The 13687-nt window shown below is 71.0% G+C and carries 13 protein-coding genes and 1 tRNA gene; 8 read left to right on the plus strand and 6 right to left on the minus strand.

What is annotated here, in order from left to right:
- The first annotated feature begins 71 nt into the window (after nt 1-71).
- From galU to RM779_RS04270, 7 genes are all read left to right on the plus strand, one after another.
- The gene (gene galU, locus RM779_RS04240) at nt 72-983 is read left to right on the plus strand and encodes a UTP--glucose-1-phosphate uridylyltransferase GalU (protein ID WP_311615918.1); all 912 of its coding nucleotides are present in this window, start codon (nt 72-74) and stop codon (nt 981-983) included.
- On the plus strand, nt 952-2238 hold the full coding sequence (gene glp / locus RM779_RS04245; RefSeq protein ID WP_394813213.1) for a molybdotransferase-like divisome protein Glp: 1287 nt from the start codon (nt 952-954) through the stop codon (nt 2236-2238). Before galU ends, glp begins: the two co-directional genes overlap by 32 nt.
- Before the next feature lie 22 nt (nt 2239-2260).
- A complete protein-coding gene (moaC, locus tag RM779_RS04250) occupies nt 2261-2740 on the plus strand; it encodes a cyclic pyranopterin monophosphate synthase MoaC (RefSeq protein ID WP_311615922.1) in 480 nt (159 codons plus the stop codon).
- Nucleotides 2737-3237 (plus strand): MogA/MoaB family molybdenum cofactor biosynthesis protein, encoded by a 501-nt coding sequence (locus RM779_RS04255; RefSeq protein WP_311615924.1) that lies wholly within the window; start codon nt 2737-2739, stop codon nt 3235-3237. The genes moaC and RM779_RS04255 overlap by 4 nt, the downstream gene beginning before the upstream one ends.
- On the plus strand, nt 3234-3854 hold the full coding sequence (locus RM779_RS04260) for a GNAT family N-acetyltransferase (protein ID WP_311615926.1): 621 nt from the start codon (nt 3234-3236) through the stop codon (nt 3852-3854). Before RM779_RS04255 ends, RM779_RS04260 begins: the two co-directional genes overlap by 4 nt.
- Before the next feature lie 117 nt (nt 3855-3971).
- Nucleotides 3972-4829, plus strand: coding sequence for a divisome protein SepX/GlpR (gene sepX, locus RM779_RS04265; protein ID WP_311615928.1), 858 nt, complete (start codon nt 3972-3974; stop codon nt 4827-4829).
- A gap of 57 nt (nt 4830-4886) precedes the next feature.
- Nucleotides 4887-4960, plus strand: a tRNA-Ala gene (locus RM779_RS04270).
- A gap of 112 nt (nt 4961-5072) precedes the next feature.
- Here RM779_RS04270 and RM779_RS04275 read toward each other — a convergent pair.
- The 5 genes from RM779_RS04275 to RM779_RS04295 all read right to left on the minus strand — a co-directional run bounded on the left by RM779_RS04275 (nt 5073) and on the right by RM779_RS04295 (nt 11759).
- Nucleotides 5073-5189: an integrase gene (locus RM779_RS04275; protein WP_311615930.1), complete on the minus strand. Its 117-nt coding sequence runs from the start codon at nt 5187-5189 to the stop codon at nt 5073-5075.
- Between the two features lie 229 nt (nt 5190-5418).
- Nucleotides 5419-6870, minus strand: coding sequence for a sensor histidine kinase (locus tag RM779_RS04280; protein ID WP_311615932.1), 1452 nt, complete (start codon nt 6868-6870; stop codon nt 5419-5421).
- 1 nt (nt 6871) lies between these two features.
- On the minus strand, nt 6872-7600 hold the full coding sequence (gene cseB, locus RM779_RS04285) for a two-component system response regulator CseB (RefSeq protein ID WP_311615934.1): 729 nt from the start codon (nt 7598-7600) through the stop codon (nt 6872-6874).
- 98 nt (nt 7601-7698) lie between these two features.
- Nucleotides 7699-9243, minus strand: coding sequence for a serine protease (locus RM779_RS04290; RefSeq protein ID WP_311615936.1), 1545 nt, complete (start codon nt 9241-9243; stop codon nt 7699-7701).
- A gap of 1262 nt (nt 9244-10505) precedes the next feature.
- Nucleotides 10506-11759, minus strand: coding sequence for an MFS transporter (locus RM779_RS04295; RefSeq protein WP_311615938.1), 1254 nt, complete (start codon nt 11757-11759; stop codon nt 10506-10508).
- A gap of 110 nt (nt 11760-11869) precedes the next feature.
- Here RM779_RS04295 and RM779_RS04300 point away from each other — a divergent pair, with 110 nt between their 5' ends.
- The gene (locus RM779_RS04300) at nt 11870-12472 is read left to right on the plus strand and encodes a TetR/AcrR family transcriptional regulator (protein WP_311615940.1); all 603 of its coding nucleotides are present in this window, start codon (nt 11870-11872) and stop codon (nt 12470-12472) included.
- Nucleotides 12473-12652: 180 nt separating this feature from the next.
- Here RM779_RS04300 and RM779_RS04305 read toward each other — a convergent pair whose 3' ends face one another.
- Entirely contained in the window at nt 12653-13609 is a 957-nt protein-coding gene (locus tag RM779_RS04305) for a serine hydrolase domain-containing protein (RefSeq protein ID WP_311616508.1), read from the minus strand.
- Nucleotides 13610-13687: the final 78 nt, after the last annotated feature.

Consider the following 13687-nt stretch of genomic DNA (forward strand, 5'->3'; position numbering starts at 1 on the left):
GATTCCTCCCATAACACGACGCACTTCGGCAGTGCTCGGTGCCCGCACACCGGATGGATAAAGTGACCGCCATGACGTCACCACGCCCCCGGATCAGCAAGGCTGTCATTCCCGCCGCCGGGCTCGGCACACGGTTTCTGCCCGCCACGAAGGCCACTCCCAAGGAGATGCTGCCGGTCGTCGACCAGCCCGCGATCCAGTATGTGGTGGAAGAGGCGACGGCCGCCGGGCTCACCGACGTACTCATGATCACCGGCCGCAACAAGCGACCGGTCGAGGACCACTTCGACCGGAACTACGAGCTGGAGGACGCACTGCGCCGTAAGGGCGATTCCGAACGGCTTTCCCGCGTCCAGCAGTCCACCGCGCTCGCCACCATCCACTACGTCCGCCAGGGCGACCCCAAGGGCCTCGGGCACGCCGTCCAGTGCGCCGAGCCGCACGTCGGCGACCAGCCGTTCGCCGTTCTCCTCGGTGACGACCTGATCGACCCCCGCGACCCGCTCCTGACCCGCATGATCGAGGCGCAGGCCGAGCACGGCGGCAGCGTCATCGCGCTGATGGAGGTCGACCCCGAGCAGATCCACCTCTACGGCGCCGCCTCCGTCGACCCCGTCGCCGACGGCGTCATGCGCGTCACCGGCCTCGTCGAGAAGCCCGACCCGGCCGACGCCCCCAGCAACCTCGCGATCATCGGCCGCTACGTCCTCGACCCGGGCGTGTTCGAGGTGCTCGACCGCACGCCCCCGGGCCGCGGCGGCGAGATCCAGCTCACCGACGCGCTCCAGACCATGGCCCGCGAGTCCGCCGCCGCGGGCCCCGTCTACGGTGTGGTCTTCAAGGGCCGCCGCTACGACACGGGCGACCGCGGCGACTACCTGCGTTCCATCGTCCGCCTCGCCTGCGAACGACCGGACCTCGGCCCGGAGTTCAGGAGCTGGCTGCGGACCTATGTCAGCGAGGAGATGCCCCAGATTGACTGACGTCTGGTCCGTGGACGAGCACCGCGACGACGTGCTCGCGGCCGTCCGCCCCCTCGCCCCCATCGACCTGCCGCTTCTCGACGCGGACGGCTGCGTCCTCGTCGAGGACGTGGCCGTGCACGACGCACTGCCCCCGTTCGACAACAGCTCCATGGACGGATACGCGGTGCGCACCGCGGACGTCGAAACGGCCACGGACGCGTTCCCCGCCGTACTCCGCGTCATCGGTGACATCGCCGCGGGCAGCGGCGACCTGCCCGCCATCGGCCCAGGCGAGGCCGCGCGCATCATGACCGGCGCGCCTCTGCCGCCCGGCGCCCAGGCCGTCGTCCCCGTCGAATGGACCGACGGCGGCACCGGCGCTGGCCCCGCCGTGGCCATGACGGGGCGCGCGCACGGGCCCGAGGTCCGCGTCCACCGCCCCGCCGCCGCGGGCGCCCACATCCGCGGGCGCGGCAGCGACGCGGCGCCCGGCACCGTGGCACTGCCGGCGGGCACCGTGCTGGGCGCGCCGCAGTTGGGGCTGCTCGCCGCGATAGGCCGGGCCGCCGTGCCGGTCCGCCCCCGCCCGCGCGTCGTCGTCCTGTCCACCGGCAGCGAACTCACCGCGCCCGGCCGGCCGCTCGCGCCCGGCCGCGTCCACGACTCCAACGGTTTCATGCTCACCGCCGCGGCCCGCGCCGCGGGGGCCGTCGCCTACCGCGCCGCGGCCGTGGCCGACGACGCGGACACGCTGCGCGCCACCCTGGACGACCAGTTCGGCCGCGCCGACCTCGTCGTCACCAGCGGCGGCGTCAGCGTCGGGGCCTACGACGTCGTCAAGGAAGCCCTCGAAGGGGAGGCCGAGTTCCGGCGGCTGGCGATGCAGCCGGGCAAACCGCAGGGCTTCGGCCTGATCGGGCCCGGCCGCGTCCCGCTGTTCGCCCTGCCGGGCAATCCGGTCAGCGCCTACGTCTCGTTCGAGCTCTTCGTGCGCCCCGCGCTGCGCGCCATGGCCGGGCACACCGGCGCCGCCCTGCACCGGCCGCGCACCACGGCCCGGCTGGTCACCGACGCGCCCCTGTCCTCCCCCGCCGGCCGGCGGCAGTACCTGCGCGGCGCCCACCTGGCGGCCGAGGGAACGGTCCGGCCGGTCGGCGGCGCCGGCTCCCACCTCGTCGCGGCACTCGCACAGGCCGACGCGCTCATCGAAATCCCGGAAACGGTGACGGAGGTCGTGCCCGGAGCCGAACTGACGGTGGTGCTGCTCGGCTGAGCGAGGGGTACCGTAGCTGCTCATGAGCACCCCGCACCTCACGCACATCGACGCGTCCGGGGCCGCCCGGATGGTCGACGTGTCGGGCAAGGACGTCACCGCGCGCACCGCCAGAGCCACCGGCCGGGTGCTCGTCGCGCCACGGGTCGTCGAGCTGCTGCGCGGCGAGGGCATGCCCAAGGGGGACGCGCTGGCCACCGCGCGGATCGCCGGGATCATGGGCGCCAAACGCACCCCCGAGCTGATCCCGCTGTGCCACCCCCTGGCCCTCTCCGGCGTATCGGTGCGGCTCGACGTCGCGGACGACGCCGTGGAGATCACCGCGACCGTTCGCACGACCGACCGCACCGGAGTGGAGATGGAGGCGCTGACCGCGGTCGGCGTCGCCGCCCTGACCGTCGTCGACATGGTGAAGGCCGTCGACAAGGGCGCGGTGATCACCGACGTGCGCGTCGAGGAGAAGTCCGGCGGCTCCTCGGGCGACTGGAGCCGCGCCGGATGATCCCCGCCTCTGCCCAGGACCGCTACCGCGCGCTGGCGATCACCGCGTCGAACCGCGCCTCGGCCGGCGTCTACGCCGACACCACGGGGCCGCTGCTGGTGGCGGCGCTCGACGACCTCGGCTTCGCCGCCGAAGGGCCGCAGGTCGTGCCCGACGGCGAGCCGGTCGAGGCCGCGCTGCGCGCCGCCGTCGCCGCGGGCTACGACGCCGTCCTCACCACCGGCGGCACCGGCATCTCGCCCACCGACCGCACGCCGGAGATGACGCGGCGCGTGCTGGACTACGAGATCCCCGGCATCGCCGAGGCGATCCGCGCCGCGGGCCTCGCGAAGGTCCCGACGGCCGCGCTGTCCCGCGGCCTCGCCGGAGTCGCGGGCGCCACCCTCGTCGTCAACCTCCCCGGTTCAACGGGCGGGGTCAAGGACGGGCTCGCGGTGCTGCGCCCGCTGCTGCGGCACGCCGTGGACCAGCTGAACGGCGGCGATCACCGGCCGTGAACGCGCATCCGTGGTCCGTGGAGCTGACGGACGGCGACGTTGCCCTCCGGCCCATCCGCCGACGCGACCACCGCGCCTGGCGCGAGGTCAACCAGCGCAATCGCGACTGGCTGCGCCCCTGGGAAGCCACGATCCCGCCCCCGCCGCCCGGCCACCTGCCGCCCCGCCGGCCGACGTTCCGGCAGATGGTCAGACACCTGCGCGCCGAGGCGCAGTCGGGGCGCATGCTGCCGTTCGTCGTCGTCCATCAGGGGCGTCTGGCCGGCCAGTTGACGGTTGCGGGCATCACCTGGGGCTCGATGTGTTCCGCGCACATCGGCTACTGGATCGACCAGGCGGTGGCCGGCCGCGGCGTTATGCCGACGGCCGTCGCCCTGGCCACGGACCACTGTTTCCGCTCCCTCGGTCTGCACCGGGTGGAGATCTGCATTCGCCCGGAGAACGCGCCGAGCCGCCGTGTGGTGGAAAAACTGGGATTCCGTGAGGAAGGCGTGCGCCCCCGTTATCTGCATATCGACGGCGCCTGGCGCGACCACCTGGTCTTCGCCCTGACGGTCGAGGAGGTGCCCCAGGGCCTGCTCGCCCGCTGGCACCGTGATAGCACCCCTCAGAAATGAAATATATGTTCGAATCAGCGCGACAATACGAAGAAATACCCGGGATGACGGCCTGATCGTGCGACACACCGCGCTATTTGGCAGATGGACTCACGCAAACCCCTCTACGGTGTGAGCGTGAGCAGCAGTGGCCTCATCTTCGCAATGATCGTGGGGGCCTGGGCCGCCTATCTCGTGCCGATGTGGCTCCGCAGACAGGACGAGCTGAACGAAGCCCGTCCCACGGAACGCTTCAGCACCGCCATCAGGCTGCTGACGCGCGGCAAACGCGCGGCAGCGGCCCCGGCGAACGAGGAGCCGGCCGAGGCCGCACCCCCGGACGTCTCCGCCGACGTCCGGGCCTTCGCCGAGCCCGTCAGCCAGCCGAAACCGGCCGCCACCCCGAACCCGCGTGCCAAAGTCCTCGCCCGCAGGCGGCGCACGACCATGGCGCTCCTCCTCACGTTCACCCTCAGCGGCATCTTCGCCCTCACCGCCGGCTCCGGCTACCTGTGGCTCCCGGCCATCCCCGCCGTGCTGCTCACCGCCTACGTCGTGCACGTGCGCAGACAGGAGCGGCGCCGCTACGCGGTCGCCCTCGACCGCCGCCGCGCCGAAGAGGCCGCCCGGCGGCTGCACGAACGCACCCAGCGCAGCGCGGCAGCCGTTCCGGAAAAGCCCGCGGCGGCCGTGGTCGAACAGACGGATCACGCCGAGTGGGTCGACCAGCAGCGCCGCCGCACCCGGCCGCCCGAGGACGAACAGGAGGGCTGGGACCCGGCCCCCGTCCCCGTCCCCACCTACGTGAACGCCCCGGTCGCCCCCCGCACCACACGCGGCGTCGACCTCGACGCCCCCGACACCTGGAGCGCCGCCCGCTCCACCACGGCAGGCACCCCGCCCGCCCCGCGCACGGCCGACACGAAAGCCCCACAGCGCACTCCCCTCTTCGACCAGTACGCCGACGAGGACCGCCGCCGCGCGGCGGGCGAGTAGCCCCAAGAACGGATTTCGGACCACCCCCGGCGGAGTGCTACAGTTTCTGCGGAACACGGGCCTGTAGCGCAGCCTGGTAGCGCATCTCGTTCGCAACGAGGGGGTCAGGGGTTCAAATCCCCTCAGGTCCACAGCAAGGACCGTTCCCAGAACCAGGTGGAACGGCAGACGGGAGCCCCCGCCGATCTCGATCGGCGGGGGCTTTCGCGTGCGTGCAAGCAGCGAAGTACAGCAACGGCTCTGCTAGGCGCCGCCCAGTTGCCTGCCGAGCTTCCGCAGCGCCTTGCGCGTCGCCTCGGACGGGACGTGCGTGTACACCTCCATGGTGACCGCGATCTTGCTGTGCCGGAGGATCTGCATGGCGATGCGCGGGTGTGCCGGGTGTCGTGCAGCCGGATGCGCCGCACCCCCGCCTTGTCGGCCCGCGCGGCGAGCTGCCGGTTGAAGTTCCGCGGCTCCACCGGAGTCCCGCACCGGGTGGTGAACACGAACCCGTTGTCCGTCCACAACTCCCCCCGGTATCAAAGCCGGCGGCGCGTCGGTTGCGTGGCGCCGTGGCCCGCCGTGCCGTGCGGCGTTCCGTGACGCGTCAGTCGGCCGCCGGGAGGCGAAGCGTGGCGACGGCCCCGCCATCGGGCGCGTTGGCGAAGGACAGCGACGCCCCGATGACCTGGGCCTGGCCGAGCGCGATGGTCAGCCCAAGGCCGTGGCCTCGGCCGCGTTCCGACGCCCCGGTGTGGAACCGTTGGGGCCCGTCGGCGAGCAGTTCGCGGCAGAAGCCCGGGCCGTGGTCCCGTATGGTCACGCAGGTCCCCGCCACCTCGACCTCAACGGGGGCGCGACCGTGCCGGTGGGCGTTGACGATCAGGTTGGCGACGATCCTGTCGAGCCGACGCGGGTCGGTCTCGGCGGACAGGGCGCCAGCCGTGGTGAGCTGTGTCTGCAGCCCGGTGCGGACCAGCGACTCCCGGACCGCCTCGGCGAGCGGAACGGGTCCCAGGTCGGCCCGCTCGGCGCCCGCGTCGAGCCGGGAGATCTCCAGCAGGTTCTCCACCAGGGTCCGCAGCACCCCCACCCGGTCCCTGACCAGATCCGTGGCCTCCCCCTCGGGGAGCAACTCGCTCGCGGTGACCAGACCCATCAGCGGGGTGCGCAGTTCGTGGGCGACGTCGGCGGTGAAGCGCTGCTCGGCCAGCAGCCGCGCGAGCAGGCTGTCGGCCATCGAATCGACGGTGGCAGAGATCTCGGCGATCTCGTCGCCGCGGCGGCTAGTGGCCCGCCCGGGAACCTTTGCCCCGCCGCGCCGCCATGTACGGCCATCAGCTGCGTTGTCGGGCTCGCCCGAGTACTCCCCCAGGCCCCTGAGGGCCTGGGGGGACCCCCATGCGTACGAGGGCGGCCCTCCGCCTTGCAGCTGACCGCGCCTGACGACGCGGCTCCTGGGACAAAGGTTCCCGGACGGGGCACTGGCAGCGGTCCTGGCGGCCAGGTCACCGGCCGCGATCCGCCGTGCGGTCCACGCCACCCGCCGCAGCCTGCGGTTGGGCAGTTCCGCGGCGAGCGCCGACAGCGGTACGACGACGGCCAGCGCGACGAGGGAGTACTTCCACAGGTTCCGGTCCAGGGCGCGCCGGGTGAGCAGGTCGGACGTCATGTCGACCTCCACCGCCACGGGGCTGCCCCTGTACGTCTGCGCCGCCCACATCGAGGGATGATCCCCGGGGCCGTCACCGTCGTACCAGGTGGCATACCCGTCCCTCAGGCCCTGCGGGTCCCGGAGCCGGCGCAGCAGCTCGTCGGGCATGACCCCGGGCGACATCCGAAGCCAGTCGGGCGGGGCGCCGTCCCGCTCGTAGGCCTGCAGGGCCAGGGACAGCTCCGTCACGGCCTTGGCGCTGCCGTCGTTCATCGACCGGGCCAGGACGCTGCGGTGGACCAGCACCCCGGCAGTCAGCGCGATGGCGCAGCAGGCCACAGCGACAAGCACAGCGATCTTCCAGCGCAACGAACGCCAGTTCAGCAGATCGTGCAGCGTGTCCATGTCAGCGCCGCAACTTGTAGCCGAACCCGCGGACGGTCTGGATCCGCTCGGCGCCGATCTTCCTCCGCAGCCGCTGGACGCACAGGTCGACCACGCGGCTGTCGCCGTGCCAGCCATATTCCCACACGTTGCGCAGCAGCATCTGCCGGTCCAGAACGACGCCGGGGTTCGCGGCGAACTCCAGCAGGAGCCGCAGCTCGGAGGGGGCCAGCGCGACCGGTTCGCCCGCATGAAACACCTCAAGGCCGGCGGTGTCGATGGTCAGGTCGCCGAAGACCAGCGGAGCGCGTTTGGCCGGACGATCGGCATCCTCCGGCCGCGCCGCAGGGCTGAAGGTCGCCCGCCGCAGCAGCGAGCGGATCCGGGCCACCAGCACCGCGGTGTCGACGGGTTTGACCACGTAGTCGTCGGCGCCCGCCTCCAAGCCGGAGACCACGTCCAGGGCGTCGCCGCGCGCGGACATCATCAGGATCGGGTCCATGCTGGTCTCCCTGACCCGACGGCACAGCCCGATGCCGTCGAGGCCGGGCAGCATCACGTCGAGCAGCAGCAGGTCGTGGCGGCCTTCCCGGAACAGTTCGAGTCCGGTCAAGCCGTCACCGGCGGAGGTGACACGGTAGCCGTAGCGCTCCAGCGCCATGGTGACCGATCTGCGGATCACCTCGTCGTCCTCGATGAGCAGGATCGCCACGGGCGCCAGGGCGTTTCCCCCGGCCACTGGAACTGACATCTCTCCCCATCAGACGACGTAGGCGCTGGAGGTCCATCATGCGGCGGGGGCCCCGGCCTGATGAATTCTGCCTCCATCGCGCCCACGCCGGGGCCGGGTCAGCCGGTGAGTGTGCAGCCCTGGCGGGACAGGTCAAGTTCTGATCCCTCGGCCAGGCAGGCCGTGATCATGTAAACCTGCTGGCCATAACGACGGCCCTGCGTGGAGGTCACTTCCCCGTTCTGGCCCACTTCACAGGGGTTGTTGTCGGTGCATTGCTCGCCGTCGGCGTTGTGGGTGTTGTGGATTCCCACGACCGTGGTGCCGTCGGAGGCCAGCAGCGCCGAACCGGAGTCGCCGTGCCCGGGGCCGCAGTTTTCGCTGCTGGCGTACCGGATCGAGTTGTTCTGCTGGTAGCCGCCCTCCCGCAGGTGCGGGACCACGGCCTCGGCGGTGCAGTGGTAGCGGATGCCGAGGGACGCCACGGTCAGTGGGTCACCTGCGCGCACGGGCGTGGAGGTGAGTTGGAAGATCTTCGCGCCTTCGGCCGCCAACTGTCCGTAGGTCTTGTCCAGGCGATAGAGCGCGATGTCGGTGCCGGTCATCGTCGCGTACACCAGCCGTTCCGTATGGGCGGTGGTTTGGGGATAGCCCTGACGGTCGGCAATAGGCACCTCGCGATCGGCCGGCTGATCCACTATCGCGGTCCCGGGCGCGGGCCGCTGTCCTTGCACGCAGTGACCGTTGGTCAGCACCAGCGCCGGGTCCTGCGGCCGGGAGGTGGGGGTGCGGACCACCGAGCCCGCACAGCCGCCCAGGTCCACCGAGCCTTCCACGTCCGGGATCAGATCATCGGGGGGCACGTTGGTGCCCGTGATGATGCCGTTGATCCAGTCGGCATGCCTGGTGGCGTCGGTGAACAGCGTCTTGCCGCTTGCGTCGGGGCCGCTGACCACACCGGCCAGGGCCCACTGGTCGCCGTCGCGGACCAGCGCAGGCCCACCGGAGTCCATGTTTGACGCGGCGACACTGCCGTCGCGGCTGCCGATACACAGCTCTCCGCTGGGCTCGGCTGACGGACACGTCGAGATCGGCTGCACCACAGTGTCAGCCTCCCGCAGCCGCGTGGGGAAACAGGCCGCGTTGTTGATGTCGTCGCAAGTCATGCCCCAGCCCAAGATGCGGACGGGCGTGTTGTCCGGCGGCGTGGTCGAGGCGATCCGCACCGGCTCGGCCCGAACCGGGGTCCGCAGGTGCAGCAACGCGAGGTCACGGCCCCAGAACCCCCCTTCGTCGCGACTGGTCGCCAGCCGGTAGTAATGGTCGACCTCGGCGACCTCGCCTCCGGAGGTGGTGTCCAGTGACCCGACCCGGACCGTCCAGTCACGCGGGACACCCACCTTCGCATTAGTTGGGTTCCTCCCGGCGCAATGACTGGCGGTCAGGACCCACTGCGGCGCAAGGACCGCCACCCCGCAACCGTGCTGGTCCGGGCGCGGCGGGGCGGGGTAGGACAGCTGGAACGAGCCCATGAACGAGTAAGCATGGGTGGACTCGGTGCCTCCCACGACGGCCTGCGCCGGCGAGGGGGCCACAAGGATCGCGGCGAGCGCGATCCCCGTCATCAACGCGCCGACCGCCCTTCGGTATCTCAACATGTGCATGCGTGTCTCCCCTCTCGTCTGCCGCCAGCCATCGCTCCGGCAGGCTGCTGCTGGGGGACAGCGGTCAGCCGTCCCGTCCGGCCTCACCCTGGCCCCAGCGGTCTACCAGCAGGTCTCTCCCGCGTATCAGTCGCGACGCGGCAACCGCTCAGTTGTGTATCAGCGTGTCCAGACAGGCCAGATGACGGTGGACACGCATGGGAAGCCGCACCGCCGCCGTGTATCCGTCGCCGCGTGACGGTGGAGGCGGAGGCCCGGGGACGACATCTCCGCCCAGTCGATGACCTCTGAACTCCGAAAGTGGTCCCGGCCTGTGGTCTAAAATCTGACTTGGGCCACGTTTCGCGGGTGAGCGGGTGAGCGGGTGAGCGTGCGGGCTGCTGAGCTGCAGGTTCATGGCGAGGCAGAGGCGAAGTTGCGCACTGAATCGTGGCCCTGGGGTGTGGGGGTGGCCCCGTACATTCGCACCGTGAGGACCGCCTCGGGTGCTCGGGCGGTGCAGATCGTGCACTCCTCGCGTCGTGGGTCGCGGGACATCGAGCACATCGGGTCCGCGCACGATCGATCCCGTCGAACGTGCGTAGTGACTCCAGCAAGCGTAGGTCAGACTGGGACAATCCCATCGGGCACCTCCGCAGGGAGGACTGGCCGTCCACCAGGGAGATTTACACGATGGCCTGCCCTATGCGCAGGTAGCGGACACCCTCACTGGGCGCACGCCCCGGGCACACCGCATCCATGATCGGCTACACCACCCGGCGGGACGCCATCCCTGGCGTCGTCGACAGGGTCAAGACCAGCGGGTACGAAGTCGCCAGGTGTTCCGTTCGGCACGCTTGCTCATCGCTTTCCCGCCGGAAGGGAGCCCGCCGCAAGGTGCGCGACGGTGCCCGCGTCCACCGCGACCACGTGTACGACCTCCGCAATACGGTCTCGGTCGGCACCGCCTCGTCGGCAGCGGGCGGTCATCCGCTCCCTGACGCACGCGATGACGTCCTCGGCTGCCGGGTGCCGCCCGGCTCACTCCGGACCAGCCGGGCCTGGGGAGCGATCTTGGTCGATCTGGGGAACGATCTTCGAAGGGCCGAGAACGCGCTGGTCAGACCTACTCGTGAACACCCCACCGCAAGGACCGTTCACGAGTCCAGGTGTGAGCGGTTGACGAGATCCCGTCCGATCGGATCGATCCGATCGATCGGATCGATCCGATCGGGCGGGATCTTGGCGTTTCCGGGGCTTGTTCGAGGTGGACCGGGCGGTGGTCAGCTGAGGGGTGGGGCGGTCGGCCGGGTTGCCAGGCGGTGGGCCAGGTGGGACAGGCCGAGCGCGAGGGCGGCGAGTGCTGCGGCGATGAGGCTGAGGTTGTTGGTGCCGCCCCAGGCGATCCCGATGCCGCCGATGGCTCCGGACAGGGCGATGGCCACGTAGAGGATGGCCTGGTTGAGGGAGATCAGCACGGAGGCCGAGCCGGGGTCGAGGGCGAGTAGGCGGTGCTGCTGGGGAGTCGTGATCGCGAAGGCCGCGACGCCGTAGCAGAGGATCAGCGCGATCGCTGCCGCGAAGTGCGAGGTGGTGAGCGGGAGAACGAGCAGGCTGACGGTCAACCAGGTCAGCGCTGCCGCCACCACGCGTCGGCTGCCGATCCGGTCGGCGAGGGCACCGGCGGCGAGGTTCCCGACCGTGCCGATGGCTCCGAGCGCGAACATCAGAACGGACAGGCGGATGCCGTCGCCGGACGTCGCGGGCTCGAACACCGCTCCGATGTAGGTATAGGGAATGTAGACGGCGGTGAAGCCGACGAGCGTCGTGCCCAATACGGCGAGGACCCGCCCTTGGGTGAGGGGCAGCAGCCGCTGCCGCAGCCCCGCGGGGGCGGGAACGGAGAGGTCGCGGGGCAGCAGTGCCCGTATTCCGAGCATGCCGAGGGCGGCGAGCGCGGCGGCGAACCACAGGGTGGTCCGCCAGCCGAGCAGTTCTCCCAGCATGGTGCCGAGCGGCGCCCCGAACGCGACGGCGGCGGTGAACCCGGTGACGGTGGTGGCGATCGCCCGGCCGGCTCGTTCGGGCGGCACCAGCGCGGCGGCGGTGACAGACGCGGTCGGCACAAGGACCCCGACTCCCATGGCGGCCACGATCTGCGCCGCGAGCACCACGGCGTACGACGGAGCCAGCGCCGTGCCCAGGCTGCCGACGAGATATGTGAGCACGGCGAGCAGCAGCACACGGCGCCGTGGCCACCTCGCCGTGAGGGTGGTGAGCACCGGAGCCGCCACCGCGCAGGTAAGGGCGAACGCGGTGATCACCTGACCGGCCACGGCCATCGGGATGTCGAGTGACGCGCTGAGCATGGGCAGCAGCCCGGCGAGGAGGAACTCCCCGGTGCCGACCACGAAGACGCCGACAGCCAGTGCTCGCACTCCCCAGCGGCCGGCGTCGGGGGCTGTCCGCGCCGGCTGTTGCGCAGCGAGGCCGCCGGTCGGTGGCAGTTCGGTGGACTCGGTGGACTCGGTGGACATGCGTCCTCTCGCCTCCTGGTCAGCGACCCATAACGGAACCGATCGGTTCCGACTTCCGGAACGGTACCGAACGTTTCCGTTTCTGGCCAACGCCGGGTACGCTCGGCCCCATGGCGACAAAAGCCCGGGAACGCCTGGTTCAGGCCGCGGAAAAGCTCTTCTACGCGGAGGGCATCCGTGCGGTCGGGGTAGAACGGCTGCTGGCCGAGTCAGGCGTCGGCCGCGCCTCGTTCTACCGGCACTTCGACGGCAAGGACGACCTCGTCGTGACCATGCTGCGTGGCTACGACGAACGCTGGCGGAGCTGGCTGGCGCAGGCGGTGGCCGACCGGGGCGGCTCGCCGCTGGCCGTCTTCGACGCGCTGGCGGAGAGCTTCGCCACCGAGGACTTCCGCGGCTGCGCCTCCATCAACGCCATGGTGGAGATCACCGACCCCACCAGCCCCGCCCACCGGGTGGCCGCCGAGCACAAACGCTCGGTCATCGCGTACCTCGAAGAACTCCTCGCCTCGGCGGGTCACCCGGAGCCCGCCGCGCTCGCCGAGCGATTCATCCTGCTGCTCGACGGCGCGACCGTCACGGCGCTGCGCGAACGCTCCGCCGAGCCCGCACAGCGGGCGAGGGAGATCGCGGCAACGCTGCTCGCGCCCCCCGCTCCGGAGAAACCGGCGACGGCGGGAAAGGATCTTCATCCAGCCGGGAAGCGATCATAAGCGCGCCGAAACGTCACTGGCACCCGCCACTGGTGAACGGTCCACCGCAGGTCGAAGCCCCTGCCGGAGCAATCCGGCAGGGGCTTTTCCGTGCGCGCAAGGATCTACGGTGCCCGCCGAGGTGCCGACCGGGTCTGCGCAGCACGGACATGGGCCCGTTCGCGCCGGAAGTTGCTCACGTCAGCTGTCGATCGCTGCCGGTATGAGCTGCCGCAGAAGGCCGTCGATGTCGGTTTCCTCGTCGTTGCACAGGAGCGCGATGGTCATGTCGAGGCGGGGCAGCCAGCCGAGGAAGGACTGGTATCCCGGGTTGTCACCGGGGTGAAAGCGTGCCGCGTGCCCGGCCAGAGTGCCGAGGCAGTATCCGTAGCCGTAGCTGCGCGCGACCGCCGCGCCGTGGGTGCCCCAGGTGCCGTCCATGGAGGCGTGCGGGGTAACCATCGCCTCACGCGAGCGGGTGGTGAGGAGATGTCCGGCGTTGAACGCGGCGGTGTACAGGGCCAGGTCGCCGACAGTCGACCAGATGTCGCCGGGCCCCGGCAGGGCGGCGAACTTCGCCACGTCCACTCGCCGGCCTTCCCGGTAGCCGTATGCCGCCATCTCGGGCGGGGCCTCGCCGACATATGTCGACGTCATGCCGAGGGGCCTGAGGACTCGCTCGGTGAGGAAGTCGGCGTACCCCTGCCCGCTGACCCGCTCGATGATCCGCGCTATCAGCAGGTAACCCGGCGAGCTGTAGTGCCACGTGCTGCCAGGTGTGCTGCGCAGGGGCAGGCGCGCGAACCCGCCGAGGATCTCGCGGGCGTCGTCCAGCCGGTTGATGTCAAAGCCGGGGAGGTCCTGCCAGTGGCCCATACCCGATGTGTGGGTGAGCAATTGGTGCAGGGTCAGCCGCCGCCAGCGTTCGGGACAGTCGGCCAGCCAACGGGCGATCGGATCGTTGAGGCCGACTTTCCCCTCCTCGACCAGAAGCATCGCCGCCGCGGCGGTGAACTGCTTGCTCACCGAGGCGATCTGGAACCGGGTGTCCTGTGTGCACATCGCGCCGGTCTCGGCGTTCGACACACCGGCGGAGGCTCGCAGGATCGTCGCTCCGCCACGAGTGACCAGAACAGCGCCAGAAAGTCCTTCCATCATCTCTACGATAGGACGGAGAACGGCGGTCGGCGACGGGTTCAGCGCCGGACCGGCCGACCGGCCGCCGATTGCTCGGTG

Source organism: Streptomyces johnsoniae (genome assembly GCF_031845565.1).
Classification (GTDB): Bacteria; Actinomycetota; Actinomycetes; order Streptomycetales; family Streptomycetaceae; genus Streptomyces; species Streptomyces johnsoniae.